At 25.7% G+C, this 18,866-nt stretch carries 19 protein-coding genes, 1 tRNA gene and 1 pseudogene; 10 read left to right on the top strand and 11 right to left on the bottom strand.

Annotation, left to right across the window (positions count from 1 at the left end; translation table 11 throughout):
- Positions 1-74: transfer RNA gene (locus Q0K19_RS13420), tRNA-Arg, on the bottom strand.
- A 397-nt stretch (positions 75-471) separates the two neighbouring features.
- Between Q0K19_RS13420 and Q0K19_RS13415 the strand changes: the two genes are divergently transcribed.
- From Q0K19_RS13415 to Q0K19_RS13395, 5 genes are all read left to right on the top strand, one after another.
- Positions 472-810 (top strand): TM2 domain-containing protein, encoded by a 339-nt coding sequence (locus tag Q0K19_RS13415; protein ID WP_047114161.1) that lies wholly within the window; start codon positions 472-474, stop codon positions 808-810.
- A 56-nt stretch (positions 811-866) separates the two neighbouring features.
- Positions 867-1,343 carry a hypothetical protein gene (locus Q0K19_RS13410; RefSeq protein ID WP_297248796.1) on the top strand — a complete coding sequence of 159 codons (477 nt, stop codon included), beginning with the start codon at positions 867-869 and terminating at the stop codon, positions 1,341-1,343.
- A gap of 25 nt (positions 1,344-1,368) precedes the next feature.
- Complete coding sequence (locus Q0K19_RS13405) at positions 1,369-1,752, top strand: hypothetical protein (RefSeq protein ID WP_297248794.1); 384 nt, start codon at positions 1,369-1,371, stop codon at positions 1,750-1,752.
- Positions 1,753-1,891: 139 nt separating this feature from the next.
- The gene (locus Q0K19_RS13400; RefSeq protein WP_269985430.1) at positions 1,892-2,572 is read left to right on the top strand and encodes a hypothetical protein; all 681 of its coding nucleotides are present in this window, start codon (positions 1,892-1,894) and stop codon (positions 2,570-2,572) included.
- 192 nt (positions 2,573-2,764) lie between these two features.
- A complete protein-coding gene (locus Q0K19_RS13395) occupies positions 2,765-3,742 on the top strand; it encodes a hypothetical protein (protein ID WP_297248792.1) in 978 nt (325 codons plus the stop codon).
- Between the two features lie 59 nt (positions 3,743-3,801).
- Here Q0K19_RS13395 and Q0K19_RS13390 read toward each other — a convergent pair whose 3' ends face one another.
- From Q0K19_RS13390 to Q0K19_RS13380, 3 genes are read right to left on the bottom strand one after another with little or no spacing between them, the layout of a single operon-like run.
- On the bottom strand, positions 3,802-4,536 hold the full coding sequence (locus Q0K19_RS13390; protein ID WP_297248790.1) for a hypothetical protein: 735 nt from the start codon (positions 4,534-4,536) through the stop codon (positions 3,802-3,804).
- Between the two features lie 28 nt (positions 4,537-4,564).
- Entirely contained in the window at positions 4,565-5,026 is a 462-nt protein-coding gene (gene rsfS / locus Q0K19_RS13385) for a ribosome silencing factor (RefSeq protein ID WP_297248788.1), read from the bottom strand.
- Complete coding sequence (locus tag Q0K19_RS13380; RefSeq protein ID WP_297248785.1) at positions 5,010-6,233, bottom strand: LCP family protein; 1,224 nt, start codon at positions 6,231-6,233, stop codon at positions 5,010-5,012. The genes rsfS and Q0K19_RS13380 overlap by 17 nt, the downstream gene beginning before the upstream one ends.
- A 264-nt stretch (positions 6,234-6,497) precedes the next feature.
- Here Q0K19_RS13380 and Q0K19_RS13375 point away from each other — a divergent pair, with 264 nt between their 5' ends.
- Genes Q0K19_RS13375 through msrA form a run of 4 tightly spaced genes read left to right on the top strand, consistent with a single transcriptional unit; the run spans position 6,498 to position 9,663 of the window.
- A complete protein-coding gene (locus Q0K19_RS13375) occupies positions 6,498-7,475 on the top strand; it encodes a hypothetical protein (RefSeq protein WP_297248783.1) in 978 nt (325 codons plus the stop codon).
- 11 nt (positions 7,476-7,486) lie between these two features.
- The gene (locus Q0K19_RS13370; RefSeq protein ID WP_297248781.1) at positions 7,487-8,470 is read left to right on the top strand and encodes a hypothetical protein; all 984 of its coding nucleotides are present in this window, start codon (positions 7,487-7,489) and stop codon (positions 8,468-8,470) included.
- Between the two features lie 45 nt (positions 8,471-8,515).
- On the top strand, positions 8,516-8,995 hold the full coding sequence (gene msrB, locus Q0K19_RS13365) for a peptide-methionine (R)-S-oxide reductase MsrB (RefSeq protein WP_297248779.1): 480 nt from the start codon (positions 8,516-8,518) through the stop codon (positions 8,993-8,995).
- A 59-nt stretch (positions 8,996-9,054) separates the two neighbouring features.
- The gene (gene msrA / locus Q0K19_RS13360; protein WP_297248777.1) at positions 9,055-9,663 is read left to right on the top strand and encodes a peptide-methionine (S)-S-oxide reductase MsrA; all 609 of its coding nucleotides are present in this window, start codon (positions 9,055-9,057) and stop codon (positions 9,661-9,663) included.
- Between the two features lie 73 nt (positions 9,664-9,736).
- Here the strand turns inward: msrA and Q0K19_RS13355 are convergent, their stop codons facing one another.
- From Q0K19_RS13355 to Q0K19_RS13335, 5 genes are all read right to left on the bottom strand, one after another.
- The gene (locus Q0K19_RS13355) at positions 9,737-10,633 is read right to left on the bottom strand and encodes a metallophosphoesterase (protein WP_297248774.1); all 897 of its coding nucleotides are present in this window, start codon (positions 10,631-10,633) and stop codon (positions 9,737-9,739) included.
- A 16-nt stretch (positions 10,634-10,649) separates the two neighbouring features.
- Positions 10,650-12,728, bottom strand: a complete 2,079-nt coding sequence (locus tag Q0K19_RS13350) for a hypothetical protein (RefSeq protein ID WP_297248772.1) — start codon at positions 12,726-12,728, stop codon at positions 10,650-10,652.
- A 192-nt stretch (positions 12,729-12,920) separates the two neighbouring features.
- Entirely contained in the window at positions 12,921-13,328 is a 408-nt protein-coding gene (locus Q0K19_RS13345; RefSeq protein WP_297248770.1) for a copper homeostasis protein, read from the bottom strand.
- 96 nt (positions 13,329-13,424) lie between these two features.
- Positions 13,425-14,957 carry a lysine--tRNA ligase gene (lysS, locus tag Q0K19_RS13340; RefSeq protein WP_014488571.1) on the bottom strand — a complete coding sequence of 511 codons (1,533 nt, stop codon included), beginning with the start codon at positions 14,955-14,957 and terminating at the stop codon, positions 13,425-13,427.
- Positions 14,958-15,088: 131 nt separating this feature from the next.
- Complete coding sequence (locus Q0K19_RS13335) at positions 15,089-16,690, bottom strand: peptide ABC transporter substrate-binding protein (RefSeq protein ID WP_297248768.1); 1,602 nt, start codon at positions 16,688-16,690, stop codon at positions 15,089-15,091.
- Positions 16,691-16,876: 186 nt separating this feature from the next.
- On the opposite strand from Q0K19_RS13335, the gene Q0K19_RS13330 reads away from it, so the two are divergent.
- Positions 16,877-17,329, top strand: a complete 453-nt coding sequence (locus Q0K19_RS13330; protein ID WP_297248766.1) for a hypothetical protein — start codon at positions 16,877-16,879, stop codon at positions 17,327-17,329.
- 23 nt (positions 17,330-17,352) lie between these two features.
- Here the strand turns inward: Q0K19_RS13330 and Q0K19_RS13325 are convergent, their stop codons facing one another.
- Together Q0K19_RS13325 and Q0K19_RS13320 are read right to left on the bottom strand one after the other, a co-directional pair.
- Positions 17,353-18,129: a 4Fe-4S binding protein gene (locus Q0K19_RS13325; protein ID WP_297248764.1), complete on the bottom strand. Its 777-nt coding sequence runs from the start codon at positions 18,127-18,129 to the stop codon at positions 17,353-17,355.
- A gap of 584 nt (positions 18,130-18,713) precedes the next feature.
- Positions 18,714-18,866, bottom strand: a pseudogene (locus Q0K19_RS13320) (ankyrin repeat domain-containing protein); the annotation flags it as partial.

Raw genomic sequence — 18,866 nt, 5'->3', positions numbered from 1 at the left:
CGTGCCTGAGAAGATTTGAACTTCCAACCTTCAGAACCGCAATCTGATGCTCTATCCAATTGAGCTACAGGCACATAAGTTTTTAGTCTAAAAATTATAACATAGTTAATATTTTTTTGCAAATTTTAATTACAATATAATATATAAAGTTGACTTATTAAATTATTTGTATATAATAAATATTATGGTTAAAGCAATTCAATTAATTATAATAAATAATCGCATCGCATCGCATCGCATCGCATCGCATCGCATCGCATCGCATCGCATCGCATCGCATCGCATCGCATCGCATCGCTAATTTTATATAAAAAATATATTTATAATAATACAAAAAATATATCCTATAAAGAATCTGTAATTTTATTTATCAAAAATATTATGTTTACTTTTAAACATACAATATTTAATACATCAGCTATGTATATAAATTTATTTTATATAAATCAAAATAATTTCAAGGAGTTTAAAATGTTAGAAGAAAATAACAGCCAATCAAATCAAACAATTATATCTAGGAATACAGATGAAAAATTCTGCAGTTTCTGCGGTAAAATCATTAATAAAGATGATGAAATCTGTTCTCATTGCGGAGCAAGACAAATGATGTATCCTGCCAAAAAATGGAGTACGCTTTTACTATTATGCATATTTATACCATCAACACATAGATTTTATGCTGGAAAACCAATAACAGCAATATTATTTATGATAACTGGAGGAGGATTTTTAATATGGTGGATAATAGACATTATTATGATTTTAACAAAAAATTTTAAAGACTCTCAAGGAAGAAAAATAACATCATAAATTAATATGGTTTGTATATGCAGCAAATATATATGCAAGCCTAGAGGAAACTAAAAATGAAAAAATTATTAATTATAATGATAATAATACAATGTCTTTTAGTATCATGTTATGACACGGCAGAAAAAAGAACAGAAAAATGGATAGATAAAGTATCAGGCAAAGCATACAGTTATGAAGAAGGCAATGAAAAAATTTGGATTGGATTTTCAGATTATAATTTTGTTATTCAGTCATTGGAAGATGAAAATAATTTATGGGGAGCAATAGCTAATGGATTATTTTTTATAGGAACAGCTGCGGCTACTCAATATTTAGAATCTCCAAAAAAAGATACAGCCTTATTTAAATTTGCAGATTCATATATGTATTTTGAAATTAAAAATGATACTATAACCAGCTATTCATCGGATACAACAAATAATATTACAAAAAGTACAAACATAATAATATTTAAATATGACGATGAAATAACAAAAAAATATGTTACAAATTTGATGGAAATAAATGATTATTTTGCAACTAATGAGTAATATATTTTCATAAAAAGGAAAACAAATGAAAAAACTTATAGAAAGAATTAAAATATTTTGGAGTATGTATATAGTATTATTCATAATATTCTGCATAGGTTCCATGATAATTATGGGTAAAATAAATAAAGAGGCAGTATCAATACCAATTATTATTATAATAGCCATTGCCTTTATAATAATATCAATATTATCTATTACATCATCTCAAGACGGTCAATTATTTAGTATACTCTACAAATCAAGCAGAATTACCAGATATATAATGAGCATATTTACAGAAGCATATAGAAGATACGGAGTTGTAACTAAAGATAAAAGATTAATATGTTCAAAATGCGGACTTACTTATCCAAGAACTCACTCATCTAAATGCGACAGATGCGGAGGAAGTTTACATTGGAATTGATATATTTTTATATAATATAAGATAATTAATAATCTATAAAATCAATCATATTAAGTTAGAGCTGTATATTTTTATGCGGCTCTAATACTAAAAAATTGTATTAAATTGATAAACTATAATTTATAAGGAAATATTTTTTATGGAAGAATTAATAAAAATTCAAAATGAAATCAAAGAAATGGATAAACAAATCCTAGAAATTTGTAAAGAGAATAAAGAAATTGATAAACAATATACAGGTATGCAAATATATTTTAGCCCTTTAGTTATAAATCCTACAATAATGTTTTTAGGAATTAATACAGGAGCTGGTAATTTAAAATGGACAAACAAAAGAGCACAAAGATTTGAACCTTTAGATGAAATAGATTATATAAAATATGGATATAGATTTGCAATACAAAATAGAAAATTATTTGAAAGTATAGGAAGAATTGATTTATTAAAGAATGCTTTCAAAACTAATTTATATTATATAGGAACTGAAAATCAAAAAAATATAAAAAAACTATTTACTAATCTTCAAAATATTACAGGTATTGACTATTATAATAAATTTCATCAATATATAAAAATATTAATAAAAAATATAAAACCTCAAATATTAATTTGTGAAGGAAAATATGTATTTAATGTAATAAAATTAATATACCAAATAGAAAATAAAAGTATAAGAAAAGTTGAAAATAGTCATATAGTAGTAACAAAATTACATAATATACATATAGTAGGATACAATAGATTTTCAAGCAGTATAATAAATAGAGAGATACTTGCAAAAGAATTAAAAAAATTAATAAATGATGTAGAAACCTATTAATAAATTATAATAGACTTGTTTCATAAGTTCTTGACAAAGAAAATATTTTAATGTTATTTTTTTTATTGTTCTTTTTTCCACAGCAAAAAGAACAATAAAATGGAAATAAAACACTTAAAAAATAAAAAATATATTAATAATTAAATTCTAAAATATTTTTGAAACAAGTTTAATCTATAAAAGGATAAAATTATGAAAAAACTAATAATTTTTTTTATGTTTATAATTAATTTTAATATATTTTGTTTTGATATGTATGGTGTTGATGCATTTAGAACAAACTACTTTAAAAATTTTAACTATGAAGAACATGAAAATGCTAAAGCAATGTATGATAGTATATTTGGCTGGGGAGGAATTATTAACAATAATGTTAGTGATAACAAATGGATAAATAATGAAAAAAATCAATTAATAATAGATTTCTTATATTATCTATTTGATATAAAATATAATAAAATAAATAATGATTATGATGCCTTAAGATTTAAAGATTTATCTTATGAAACAATTAAAAACATATTTTGGATAGATAGCGGAGCTTACAATCCATTTGTGTCATACCGTTTTATTAGCGGAAAACCTTATACATATTATCATATAAGAAATTTAATTAATATTGCTTTAAATGATAAAGATATTACAGAAAAAGATATTAACGAATTATCTAGATCTTATTATGATTCTCATTTATTTTATGCATATAAATATAAAGGAGTTGATAATATAGAATATTTGATAAGAACAAATCCTACATTTAAAAAATTTTCTTCTTACGACAATATAGATATAGAAGGTGTTTTAGGAATAACAAATTATATATATTATAACGGCAAGCTTGTGCCAGAGTATAAAACAGGCTTATCTGGTAATTGGACAGTGAAAGTATTAGATAAATCATATTCTTTTAAAGAATTAGAAATAAAATATGACGGTAATTTAGAAAATTTCAAATCTGAAATCAATACTATAATTGGAGATTATGGCTGTTTAATAACTCCTGATAAAGAATGTATATTTAAAGATGAAATAAATAAGCTAGATGAAATTATTAATAATAGTATAATTACAAAACAAATTATTGATGAATATGGTGAATATAGAGGTAAAGATGAAAGTAAATATTTAAATGAAACTTTTATAATATATCAAATTTATGAAATAAAATAATAAAACCTTACAGTATAATTAAAAATAAAAAAATTATGCTGTAAGGTTAATTGTTTTTATTAAAAAAGATTTTCTCCAATCTTCATACCTAATTGAAGACCTAAATCAAATGAAGCTAGATTTCTGCTGTCAACCATAACTAATTCAGCACCGCGTAAATCTATACCAAAGTCTGTACCTATATAGGCTCCTAATAAAATAGCAACATTATCATGAACATATAAAGAATAATCAAATGTAAACTTAACATAAGTAATAACTGAATTTTTCATTACATTTTTTATATTATTAAAATCATATACACCATCTGTTTTTGTAGTTGTATTTCCTGAAGTAAGCTCCATTGAATGTGTTAAATATAATGGAAGTTTTACTCCTATTCCTAATCCGAAAGCAAAATTTTGATAATGGAATTTAGGAAGTATACCTATAGAAAAATTTTCAAAAGTATAATATTCTTTTTTCTTGTAATCTATATTATTTTCTTTATAAGAACCAGATAATCCGAATGAATCATGAGAATATCCTAAATCTAATAATAAACTTATTCCTATATCTCCATCTGATACAGCATATCCTCCGTAAATATTTACTCCGGCATCAAATCCAACTGTACCGCTGTCTTTTTTATAATTCTTTTTATAATCTTCAGTAGCAGTATTACCAAAACTAACATTATAAAAACCTAAACTCATTCCGATAGGAACCATAAAACCAAATTGCCATCCGCTTGCTGCAAATGACATCTTAGCAAAGATAAAAATGATTGATAGTATAATAGTAATTCTCTTCATAAAATACTCCAAAATATTAAAATAAAAATTATATTTCTGGCATATCTATTTTCTTAGCTTCATGCCATAATTTATCAAGATTATAATATTCTCTGCCTTCCTCAGTAAATATATGAACGACTAAAAATCCATAATCGCTCAAATACCAAACACCTTCCGGATCATTGTCATTCTCAGCATAAGGAAGAACTCCATCTTCTTTTAAATCCTTATAAACTGCATCTGAACCTGCTTTCATCTGAGGAGAAGAAGAAGCTGTAGACAATATAAAAAAGTCGGAAAGTGTTGTTACATCTTCCAAATCCAATATAACAATATCTTCAAGTTTCTTATCGTATAAAGCTTTGGCTGCTTTTAAAGTTAATTCTTTAGCTTTTTCTTTGTCTATAAATTTTTTCTTTCTTTTTTTAAGTTTTGTTTCTAAAACCTCATTTGCTTCATTGTTATTTAATTCTTTATTTTCATTGTTTTTATCATTGTGTAATTTCATAGTAATCATTCCCCAAAATTAATACTGCATTATTTAATACTCTTCTATCTGTCTTTGCATATACTCTTGTTACTCTGCCTTCATTGGCAACCATAAATGCCTTCTCAATTTGTCCGTCCCTTATAAGAACAACACTTTCATTGAGATTAGTACCGAAATTGCCGTATTCTCCGGCAGCAAAACCTCTGTAACGCATTCTTATATTTATTCTATCGGCAAGCCCTCCAACTGTTGTAGCATTTAATACAGTTAAACTTACATCCTCATTATTCAATTCGCTTTTCTGTGTTTTAAGCTCAACATATAATGTTAAATCGTCCATCTGCTTAATAAAAGCACTTCCTTCAAATATGGGAGTCAAAATACCATTGTCATCTACTCTCGCATCAATATTTTCTATAACTAATGTTCTTTCATTACTGTTTGCAAGTATATTCATAATGGCTTTAATATCAGGAGGTCTTAAATTGCTTTTAATTTTTGAAAATATAGCATTTCTCATATCTTTAGAATGTATAATATTTCTAAGCTGAGGACTTTGTATCAAAGCTATCATAGAATTAACTACAACATCTTCCAATCTGTATAAAGTTTCTATGTCCTCATACCCTTTCATATTTAAATAGTGAAGATATGATATTATCTTTTTTCCTGTAAACATCCATTCGCCTATATCAAATGACAGTTCGTATCCTTTCTCCTCATCTTTAAAATTAATAGGCTCTTCAACGTACATTTTAACGCCGCCGATCAAATCTATGATATCAGATATTTGATTATTATCAATAGCTATTCTATAAGTTATTTTTTTATTCACAGAATTTTCTATTGCCCTGAAAACTGCATTCTCTCCTCCATTTTTATATAATTCGCTTATAACTTGAGGAGCAGAATCATTATTCTCCCATAATGCTATATTTCTTGGCAACCCTATTAAACCTATTCTATTATTCAAACTGGATATTATACCGACATAAGCACCATAAATATCATTATTATCATCTATAAATAGAACCGAAAAGTATAAAGGTTCATCATTCTTTTTAGCTATATCTAATTTACTTATGAAAAAGTAATAAAATATCACAACAATAAGCGATACTGAAAATATTATAGAAAAAACAATCAGCATAACAGCTTTCTTATTAGCCTGACTTATTGTTTTTAAAGCTTTATCATTCAATTTTTTTTCATTCTTATTATTCATTCATATATGATATATTATGTTAATTAAGTTGTCAAATATATTTTTACAAAAGAATATATATAAAAATATTTATCTTAATTATTGAAATTGTTGAAGTTTTTTAATATAATATATATACATAAATTTAATGGATTTTTACTATGAACTTTTTTAGGAAAATTATTTTTATTTTTGGAATATTACTGTCGTTAATATCTATAAATGCATTAATGGCATGTAAAAATCCGAAAAGAGAAGAAGAAATAGACAAAGATTACTAATTATATGATTTTTATAAGAAATAAATTTATATTATTAATAGCAATACTACTCTTTAGTATTAATGCCTACTCAATAACTATAACTATACTGCCGTTTGAAAGTGCTGATGAAACTTGGGTAGAAGAGTATAAAGCTGATGACGGAGTAGTAAGGGTACTTGAAGACTCATTAATCAATACAAAAATGGTTAGTGTAACCGACTATGATCTTTTAATATCATATTTCAGCTCTTATGATATTGTAGCATCATATAAAACTATGCAAACTAATTTGCAGTTAGCTTCTGACTTTATAAAAGAAACATTTAATTCTGATTATATAATAACAGGTGAAATATTAGATTTTAATTTAAAAAAAGGCGGTAAAGATACAGCTAATGTTAAGTTTAAAGTAAATCTTATAGATATAAATACATTGAAAACGGTAAAATCATTTACTGATACCGGAACTTATACTCTGCCTAATAATAGCCCTGTATATTCAGCAGAAGATGCCCTTTTCACAGAAACAGCATTAGGAGCAGCATCTGCAGTTGCATTAAATAAAATAGCAAATAATATAACAGAATATTTGGGAAATCCTCCTTTAACAGGAATAGTAACTAGAATAGAAGATAATAAATTATATATAAATCTTGGAAAAAATAACAATATTAAAGTTGGAGATGAATTTAATATATATAAAGTAGATAAGGTTCTTGAGCTTCCAAACCCAGGAAATAATCCTACTAATAATATAAGCAATATACCAAAAATACCAGTTAATAATAATACAGAAAAAGGATATATATCTGTGAGAAGTAATGAAAAAGGAGATGTTTGGTATACAAGCGAAATGCTATATAAGTACAGATTTTATAAAAATGAAGAAAAACTTGTAGCATCGGCTAAAGCTATAGAAATTTATGATTATTATGCAGTATTAGAGTATAAAACAGATGCTAAAATAGAACCAATGATGATAGTGAAAATAAAAAATTAGGAGAATTATTGATGATATCTAAACAAAATGTTCTATATAATGAAATTGAAAAAGATGATTATTATATATACATAAATCAAAAAACTAATAAAGGAATATTTAGACCATATTATAAAGGAAGCTGCAATAGTTTTTTATATGACTTCAAATTAGATATATGCAGAACATTTCATAAAAATGCAAGATCATACTCTATAGTTGATATGTCATTGGACGGAACTAAAATTATGACAATTTCCGTTACAAGCAATGATTCTCAAAATAATGTATTTAAAATAATAGAAATAGGAACAAATAAAGTATTATTAGAAATAAATGACCTTTATGTATATGAAGCATTTTTTACAGGAAATCAAAGATATATATTAATTAGGGCAAGAGAAGTAAATATAATGAAAGTATTTGTATATGATGTGCAGACTAAAAAAACTATGCATACATTAAAAGAAAATATAATCATTGGAAACGGATGTTTTAATGAAAATAGAGTTGTATTTACATATCCTTCTATAACAGAAAATAGAGTGATAAATTATTTGAATTTTAACACTTTAACTGAAACTAAAGAATTAATAGGATATTCTGAAATAAGAGTATCTAAAATTTTTAATGCTGCTAATAAAGAGCTGCTTTTAGTAGATAATGATGAGTCAGTTTCATTATACAGCAATAAAAAAATAATTTGGAAAATTCAATTTCTTTCATTTCTTAATCATTATATAGGCGGATTCTTTTATTTAAAAGAAGATAATAAAGTGTATTTAGATACTCCTGCTATAATACAAGAAAAAATGTCCAATAATCAAATTGATGCTATGGTTTTGTATAGAATAGATGCTTATTCCGGAAATATAGAAACTATACAATTACCAACAAAAATAAAATATAAGAAATTTACTCATATGTTTGATTATAAATTAATAGATACTGCTGGAAATATATTTGATTTAAGAGATAGAACTGCATATTCATTTCCTCTAAATATACATAGGTAGTATAATGCTATTGATTTTTAAAGAAAAATTTATATAATAGTAATTATGTTAAGAAATATATTAATACTAATTTCAATCTTGATAATCGTTATATCATGTGATGAAGCGGATAATAAAGAAGTATGTAATGTCTGTAATGAAACTAAAACTCTTTCAGCAAAAGAATATCATGTATTAATTAATAAAGGTACAGAAATTCCTTTCTCAGGAGATCTTTTAAATGTAAAAGAAGACGGAATATATACATGCAAAATCTGCGATACTCCATTATTTCGTTCTGAGGCAAAATTTAATTCCGGAACTGGATGGCCTAGTTTTGATGATGCTATAAAAGAAAACATCAAATTAGTACCTGATGGAGACAGAATTGAAGTCGTATGTGCAAAATGCGGCGGACATATGGGACATGTATTCTATGGAGAAGGTTTTACAGAAAAAGAGACTAGATACTGCATTAATTCTGTTTCTTTAAATTTCGTTAATAAATTCACTAATGAAAATAATAATGAAAATCCTGAAAAATAAATAATATTTCAAGATAATAAAGAACAAAAAATCTAAAATTGCGGAGTTTAATATATACTATGATAAAAAAAATAATAATAACAATCTTATCTTTATTATCAATTATTTCATGCTCTGAAAAACTTAACAGTCAAAATATTAATGATAAAGGTAACAATATGAACAATAGTACAGCTATGCCTGAAAATGTAAAATATGCATATTTTTCTTCCGGATGTTTCTGGGGTACAGAATACTGGTTTGAAAAATCAAAAGGAGTTCTTTCAGTTGTAAGCGGATATGCAGGAGGACATAAAGTAAATCCTACATATCAGGAAGTATGCACAGGACTTACAGGACATTTAGAAACTGTAAGAGTTGCTTATGATCCAGAAAAAACTACTTATGAAGAATTGGTTAAACTTTTCTTTGAAACTCATGATTTTACTCAAAAAAACGGACAAGGTCCTGATATAGGATCGCAATATTTATCTGCTATTTTCTATCAAAATGATGAAGAAAAAGAAACAGCAGAAAAATATGTAAAAATGTTAAGAGAAAAAAATTATGATGTTGCTACAACTATAAGACCATACAAAAACTTTTATGAGGCAGAAGATTATCATCAGAATTATTATGCTAAAAAAGGTTCTATGCCTTACTGCCATTTTTACACAAAAATATTTTAATAAGGTTTAATTATTAAAGAAATAAAATAGGCTTTAAATTTTAATATTTAAAGCCTATTTTTTTATTATTCTATTACTTACTGCTTTTTAAAGTTATTATAACTACTTCAGGATAAGCAAATAATCTAAAAGGCATAAGCACTGCCCCTATTCCGCAAGTAACATAAACCTTCATATTAGCATAATTCATAAGACCATAAATAGCAGGAAAAAGAGGATACTCTCTATTTTTATTTATTCCTTCCCATACCCACATAGGAAGAAAACTTATCTGAAGTCCATGTGTATGTCCTGAGAAAAAGAAATCTATAAACTTCATATATCCTCCGTCTTTTGCTCTTTTCAAAGGTATATTAGGTTCATGAGATAATAGTATATGGAAATCCTCGGCTTTAACATTACTAGTAGCTATATCAAATTTAACATCATCAGTTAAAAAATCTCCTACTCCTCCAATAGACATATATTCTCCGCTTTCATTTGTTATGAATAAAATATTATTATCTATTACTTTAAATCCATTAGAGTATAAAGCATTAGAAACATCTTCGGTGCTTTCCCAATTATCATGATTTCCTAAAACTGCATATTTTCCATATTTAGCTTCCAAACCTTTTATGCCATTATTGAATTTCTCAGTATTCTTTTTATCATAATGACTGAATTTATGAGGTGCACTATAAATATAATCACCTCCAAATAATATCATATCAGGTTTTTCATTCATTATTAAGTCAGACATTCTTCTTACATGACTTTCTGGTATATAAAGCCCAGCATGCATATCTGCCGCTAAAGCCAATTTCATATTATCAAAACTTTTAGGTAAATCTTCAAACTCTAAAGTAATATATCTAACCCTCATAGAATGAGCTGTCTTATACATATATAGATGCATTATAAATAAAAATATAATCACTACTAAAAATATTATTTTATTTCTTTTTGATACTTTCTTTAAAAAATTCATTTTTAATCCTTAACCTCTATATATAATTGTAATTAGATATTAAAAGCGATAGTACAAATGATAATAATACTATACATAAACTAAATAAAACCAATTTAATACTAAATATCATAAATATAGATATTATTACAATAGATAATATTAAAGAAATAATAAATGACAAAGCATATAAACCATTTAATAATAAACTTTTATTCCAAGCATTTATATACTTCGATAATCTTCTGTGGAAAATAGATAATACAGATGAAGATAATAAAGCAAGAGAAAAAGCTAAAGTTATTATAAGCAAAATAGTAATATTTTTAATTGAGCTGGAATTTTCCATATAATATGCTTTTTCAGCTGAAACAATTTTCAAATCATTTTCATTTATTATTTTATTGCTATTTAAAAGTGAATATATATCATCATTGCCAGAAAAAACTATTATGCTTTCATTATAAGGAGATTTATCACCTTCTTTAAGATATATAAAACTATTCATAGCAGTTACATCGCCTATAATATCATAATTTTTATCCTTTAAATCATATATGCCGCTTACATAAAAATATCCTGTTTCAAGCCAGCCCCTTGATGCCTTTGCTATAAGTGATAAAGCATCACCTATTTTTAAATTCAAATAATTAGCTAAATCCTTACCTATTATAATTTCTCTTTTAGGACTTTCAAACATCTCACCTTCTATAAGTATATTTGATATGCTCATTCCATTTTCTAATATATTCTTATCATAAGCATAAACCCTTGAATATATGCTTCCTGTTCTTATAACAACTCCAACAGGAAAAGTTAAGACCGTTTCTATATCAGCATACTCATCATAAGAACTAATTTCTTTAAATAATAAATTAGTTAGACTATTATTTGTAGAGAAATCTATTGAACCATTGAATAAAAATGTATTTCTTGAAGTGTTATTCTTCACTATCCTCACAATTTTTTCAGGTGATTCTTTATTAATATTTCCATTTGATTTATTTGCAAATACAAAAAATGATATATACAATACCAAAAATACTATCATATAAGTACATACAAGTCCGAATATGATTAGTATATTCTTACTTTTTTTATACTCATCATCTTGTAAAAATACTTTCTCCCAAACCTGATATTTAACATTGGCTATAATAACTGATAATATATTTATAATAAAAAGTAATGGATATATATAATCAAATTCTAATTCACCCTTATACAATAATATAAAGAAATATATAATGAAAGATATAGCAAATCCAGAAGCACTGTATAATAATTTTGATTTTAATAATTCTCTATAGCTGTAAATAGTATATGAATTAATAAATATAAATACTGAAAGCAAAACAAATAAATATATTAATATTATATATATTTTATATTTGGAATCATTTTCATTAACTTTATAATTATCTCCCAAAATATCTTTTTTAGTATAAGCAGCAAAGCCATTTCCAAAAATTTGATTTATATCATTATCATAATCAAACAATTTATCATCGCTTATATTCTGCTTCACATATATTTCAGTAGCAGCATTTTCCAAACCTACAAAGTTATTTAAATTATTAATATCTATTAATGCATAATTATAATTCAGCCTATCGGACACTTCTATTATAGTATATTCTTCAGCATTATAATGTCCTGTTTTTGTAATAAGTTTTAATATTATTGTATCATTAGTATTAACATCCAATACAGAAGCTATTGACTTACTTATAATAATTGAATTATCAGGATTAAAATTTTCTAATGTGCGGTTATTTAAAATACCAAAAACTTCATCATCATTTTTTATATCAATACCATTTATGACAATCTCTTCCTCACCCAAATGAGATATTAAACTGGCTCTATATTTAAGCCTTGAAGCTATAGGAGTTGATTTAAATATTTCTCTTAATTTCTGTTCTTTATTAGAATAATCAAATATATAATAATCATCTAATATATAATCTCTTGATTCTTTATAAGTACTATTCATTATATTGATATTGCTCAAAGAAGTATCAGAATCATTTTTACTTAAATAATTCACAGAAAATAATGCTGTAAAAGTAATTACTATAGATATTAAACAAATAAGTATATTAATTTTTCTCATAAATATCCCAAACAAAAAATAATCATAATAATATAAAAGAAGATTATATCTTAATAGCCATTTTTGTAAATAGTAAATATTATTTTTTGATAAGTAATTATAGGTTTAATGATAAACTAATGTATTTTTAAAATAAAAATGCTGACATATAATAAATTATACGCCAGCATCATATAATCTAATTAAAATCTATTATTCTTGGAATAAAGGAGTTGTTTTATTAGTATCAAAACCTATAACTTTTGTAACTATTAAAAACATATTTGTAGTTCCTTCTTCCATACCAGGTCTTTCTTCTAAATAACCTTCAACTTTCAAATTAACTTTAGTAGGTTCAGCAAAATTAAATCCTGTATATTCTCTCTCTAAGTTAAGATATTCACCTTCCATAGCTACAGGATAGTTTTTCATTTCTGTGTAATTGCTGAAATTAGCAGAATCAGCATAGTAAACAAAATCGCCTTCAAACACTTGAGTATTTGAACTTAATTGAGTTTCTGCTGCTGCATTATTATCTGCAGTATTTTGAGTGCTTTCTGTCTTATTAGAACAGGAAATAGCAAGCACAAAAATGATAAATAGTAAATAGATTCTTTTCATTTTTACCCTCTTTATTATATTATTTTGTTTTATGTAAAACAGAATAGTATGAAATTAGTAATAAATTTTTCTTAATTTTTTTATACATTTAAACAATTAATCTAATTTTCTCATCTGAGGGAAAAGAATAGTATCTCTAATACTAGCAACATTCAAGAATAATATAGCCATTCTGTCAATACCTATTCCAAGTCCGCCTGTAGGAGGAAGTCCGTATTCCAAAGCATTGATATAGTCTAAATCCATATCCATAGTTTCATCTTCACCGCGTGCTTTAGCTTTTAATTGTTCTTCAAATCTTTCTTTTTGATCTATTGGGTCATTAAGCTCGCTGAATCCATTAGACATCTCCATTCCGCCTATAAATAATTCATATCTCTCTGTAATATCTGGATTATCAGGATAAGATTTTGAAAGCGGAGAAACTGCCTTAGGATAATTAATAACAAATGTAGGCTGTATCAATTTTTCTTCGACTTTTTCTTCAAATACTGCCACCATTACTTCCCATTTAGTAGGTTTAGTTTTTGAAGTATCTATTTCCACACCTACTGATTTAGCTTTCTCCAATGCTTCATCATCTGACTGTATAGCATTGAAATCAAGTCCTGAATGCTCTTTAACCAAATCAACCATAGGCACTCTTGCAAATGGAGGTTTGAAATTAATCTCATAATCTTTATACTGAGAAGTATATTTTCCATTTAATTTGAAACATACTTTTGAGAATACTTCTTCTACCAATTCCATAACTTTGTGGAAATTAGCATAAGCCATATATGCTTCCATCATAGTAAACTCAGGATTATGTCTTGTAGATATACCTTCATTACGGAAATTTCTATTAAGCTCAAATACTCTGTCAAAACCGCCTACAACCAATCTTTTCAAATAAAGTTCAGGTGCTATTCTCAAATATAATGTCATATCCAAAGTATTATGATGTGTGATGAAAGGTTTAGCCTTAGCTCCTCCAATCAAAGGGTGCATCATAGGAGTTTCTACTTCCAAGAAGTTATTTTCTATCATTACTTCTCTTATAGCAGAAATCATTTTAGATCTTTTAATAAATGCTTCTTTAACATCATCATTCATTATCAAATCAACATATCTTTGTCTGTAGCGAAGTTCTGTATCTGTTAATCCATGGAATTTTTCAGGCAATGGATTAAGTGATTTAGTTAATAATTTTAATTCATTTGCATATATTGTAATTTCACCTGTTTTAGTTTTAAAAACAGTACCTTTTACACCTACGATATCACCTATATCTATTAATTTTTTGAATACTGTATTATAGAACTCATCGCCTACTTTATCTTTTTGTATATAAGCCTGAATAGTACCTACAGCATCCTTTATAGTTAAAAATGAAGACTTACCCATTACCCTATAAAGCATAATTCTTCCGGCAACGGCAACTTCTGTTTCATTCTTCTCTAACTCTTCAAATTTCTCTGCTATATCCTTAGATTTATAAGTTACATCATAACTGTTTGGAAATGGGTTTATTCCCATACCTCTTAATGTGTTTAACTTTTCTCTTCTGTTTTCTTTTTCTGCATTTTTTTCTACACTAGTATTTTTTTCATTTTGTGTATTTTCAGAATTATTTTGATTTTCTGACATTAAATTATCCCTCTTAAATTATTTGTTATTTGTAATGAAATAACATGAAAAATATTGCTATAAATATATATTAAAAATGAAAAAAATTCTATAAAAAATTAACATTATTAAATATAAATAAATTAAATATGTTATTCGTCCAAATAAGCATAATTGAATCTATATCTTGATAAAGTATCATATACAACATTTTTCAATTTAGGACTTATCAATATAGGTACTGTATCATAATATAAAGGTATAATTACATCATTATCAAACAATATCTTTTCAGCCTTATGCAAAGTATTCATTCTTTCAATTTCATTTGTCATAGACATAGAAGAAATAATCAAGTTATCATATTCTTCATTGCTGAACGATGAATGATTTTGAGGACTATAACTTAAAAATAAACTCAAAAATGTCATAGGATCAGTATAATCAGCTGTCCAGCCTCCTCTTGCCAAAACATAATTTTTATCAGTAAAGAATGTTTGTAAGAATACCGCTAATTCCTCTTGATCTATTGTACTGTCAATATTTAAAGTTTCCTTCCACATATGCTGTACTGCTTCAAAAATTTGAGATGATGCTGTTGAATCTGATAAGAAAGTTATAACAGGAAAATTGTTTCCATTTGGATATCCTGCTTCTGCCATTAATCTTCTAGCTTCATACAAATTTGTTGCATAATCTTCGGGCTTAACGCTTATATAATCTCCCCCTACTTCTCTAAAATCGCCTTCAGAATACGGAATTCCGAAAGGAACAAGAGCACCTGCAGGAAGACCTGATTTCACAACATTATTAACTATATAATTTCTATCTATAACAAGAGATAAAGCCTTTCTCACCCTATCATCTTTCAATACTTCATTAGTAATATTCAAAGCATAATAAATTACCCCAAGCTTACTAATATATTGAACATATCCTTCATTTCTTAATTTATCTATATCATTATTCTGCAATATAGTTGAAAAATGTAATGAACCTTCTTTTATAGCTGCTTCTGAAGATGTAGGATTATTCATAATAACAAAAGTTATTTTTTCAGGAATAATATTCCAATAATCCCAATAATTAACATTTTTAACCATTACTATTTTATCATCTATACTTCTTTCAAGAATCATATAAGGACCGTTACATACATAACTTTCAGGATTCATAGTCCAAGTATCTCCATATTTTTCAATAATATCCTTTCTCACAGGATAAAAAGTAGAAAGAGATGTTAATTCCAAAAAATAAGGCATAGGTCTTTCTAATGTAACTTCAAAAGTATAATCATTAATAGCTTTTACACCTAAAGAATCAGAATTCAATTTTCCGAATATTATATCTCTAGCATTTTTTATAGGCTCTAATTGCAAACTTCCTTCACTTGCAGTATTTCTATCTACAACTCTTTTCCAAGAATATACAAAATCTTCAGCAGTTACATTAACTCCGTCAGACCATTTTGCATTAGTTCTCAAATGAAATGTATAAACTAGTCCGTCTTCACTTATATCCCAGCTTTCAGCAGCAGCTCCTATTAATTTTCCTTCTTTATCTTTAGACAAAAGCCCTTCAAAAGCATGAATTATATATGTCGAGTCTGCTATGGATATACTTAATGCCGGATCTATTGTCTTAGGTTCAGAACCTACATTTATAAATAATTCATTATATTTATTCTCTTTTGAAGAGCATGAAATAAATATAATGCTAATAAATAAAAAGACAAAATAAATAACTTTTTTCATAAAGAAAAACCTACCCTAAATATATAATTTCATTAAATAATATTATATTAAATAAATATAAAATTCAATTAATAAAAACCTAACTTATAAAGTCTAGTAAAGAAATTTAATATATACTTGTAATTTTTATAATTTTTTAAAACTACTATTTGATAAAAAATAAAAATATATTATTATTACTACTATATGAATAATAAATTAAAAATTATAAAATATAAAGCTATACTATTTTTCATAGGACTGATATTTTTATCGGCATCATTTATTATAATCTATCTTCATTTTAGATTTAATAATGAAAATATAATCAAAGTAAATGCCAATATAGAAAGTATTGAGCATTATGAATACGGTATTATCAAAAAACAAAAATTTGCAAATGTAATTTATAGTTTCACTTATGAAGGAAAAGAAATAATGCTTACAAACTCATATTTAGAAAATTCAGATAATAATATCTCCGCAAATTCAAAAACTGAAATATTATACGATAAAATAAATAATACTATAGTAAACAAGCCAAGAATATATACATTAGTTATAGCATTCATATTTATAATATTAGCAATGGCTGTAATAGTATTTGCCTTTAAATTAAAACAAAATAATATATATGTATCTCCAAAACTAGATAAGTAAAAATATACTTCTATTTGATAAAACTATAATTTGTTAATATAAAATTCATAATCTTTTGCTTTAGAGCATGATTTTCTCAAAGCAAAATGAACCAAAGTTAACATAATCTTACTAATATTTTTAGCTGATGAATTGCATATTGAAACGCATCTCATACAGGATATACATTTATTTTTATCAATTATTTTAGGATTATTAATATCTATTGCCTGAACTGGGCATTTCTTAGCACATAATTTACAATCATTGCATTTATTTGTAGTTTTTGGTACTAATGATACTTTACTTATTTGTCTATATGGACGATTGCCTTTTAATTTATTTTCATCTAAAATTTCAGAAGCATTTATTATGTTAACTGCGAATTCTTTGAGTTTTGCTATATCATTTTCATCTGGTCTATTAGAAGCGTATTTATAAGCTATAGAATGTTTAGCAATTGCAGCTATAGCAGAAGTAACTTTAAAATTTAACTCTTTCGCTATATCGTAAAGTTCAATTAAAGTATCTTCATAATCTCTATTACCATAAACAGATACAATAACAGTATTAGCTCCATTACCTTTTATTTGAGATATACGTTTTGATGCTATTTCCGGAACTCTGCCTGCATAAGACGGTACTGCAATAACAGCAATATCATCTTGAGATATTTTTACGCTTGAGAAATCCATACTATAATCAGTTAAATCAACTTTTTCTATATTACTGTTAGTTTTTTGACTTATTTCTGAAGCAATTGCATCGGCAACCTTTTTTGTTCCGCCTGTTGGGCTAAAAATAATTTCATATATCTTCATATAAAACTCCAAATATAATTTAATTAATTATAATTAAGTTTCTGACTTTATCAATATTATATTATCTTATTTTTTATTATTGTTGCTACTGATAAGATATTTTATATACTGAAAATTTTTAACTTTGTCAATTTTTTTATTGTTCTTTTTCCTGCCGCAAAAAGAACCAAAAAGTGCAATTGCTGTAATTTTATATTAAATATATATTTTATTAAATATAAGATATAATTTATAAAAACGTAGTTCTTTGTGAAGCGTGCCGACTAAGTCCCCAGAGCGTGTGCGACAAAAAAGTTAATAATATATAAAGTGTATTAGTTGATAAAATGAATTTTTTTTATTATATATCAAGTACTTTTGAAACAAGTTTATTATTACAGTTAATAAAAAAACAGCTGAAAACTTCATCATTAGTTATCAGCTGCTCGTTTATCACTTTAAAATATTATTTTTCTAAAGCGACAATATCATCATAGCCTTTTTCTCTAGCTATATCAAATACAGTCTTATTTTATTGTTGTCATGCTCGCCTACGCCTATAATCAGCAAATAAATAAATTTACTTGCTGGCTTCGGCTCGCTTTTTATTTATTTTCTAACTCTAATATATCATCATAATTTTTTTCTCTAGCTATATCAAATACCGTCTTCTTTTCCTTATTTACAACTGTAGTGTCTGCTCCTTTCTCTATTAAAAGTTTAACAAGCTCTGTTTTTCCATTGTCTATAGCCTGAAG

This window comes from uncultured Brachyspira sp. (assembly GCF_944393015.1).
GTDB lineage: Bacteria > Spirochaetota > Brachyspiria > Brachyspirales > Brachyspiraceae > Brachyspira.
The sequence above is the reverse complement of the archived record's forward strand: the minus strand, read 5'-3'. Positions and strand labels throughout refer to the sequence as shown.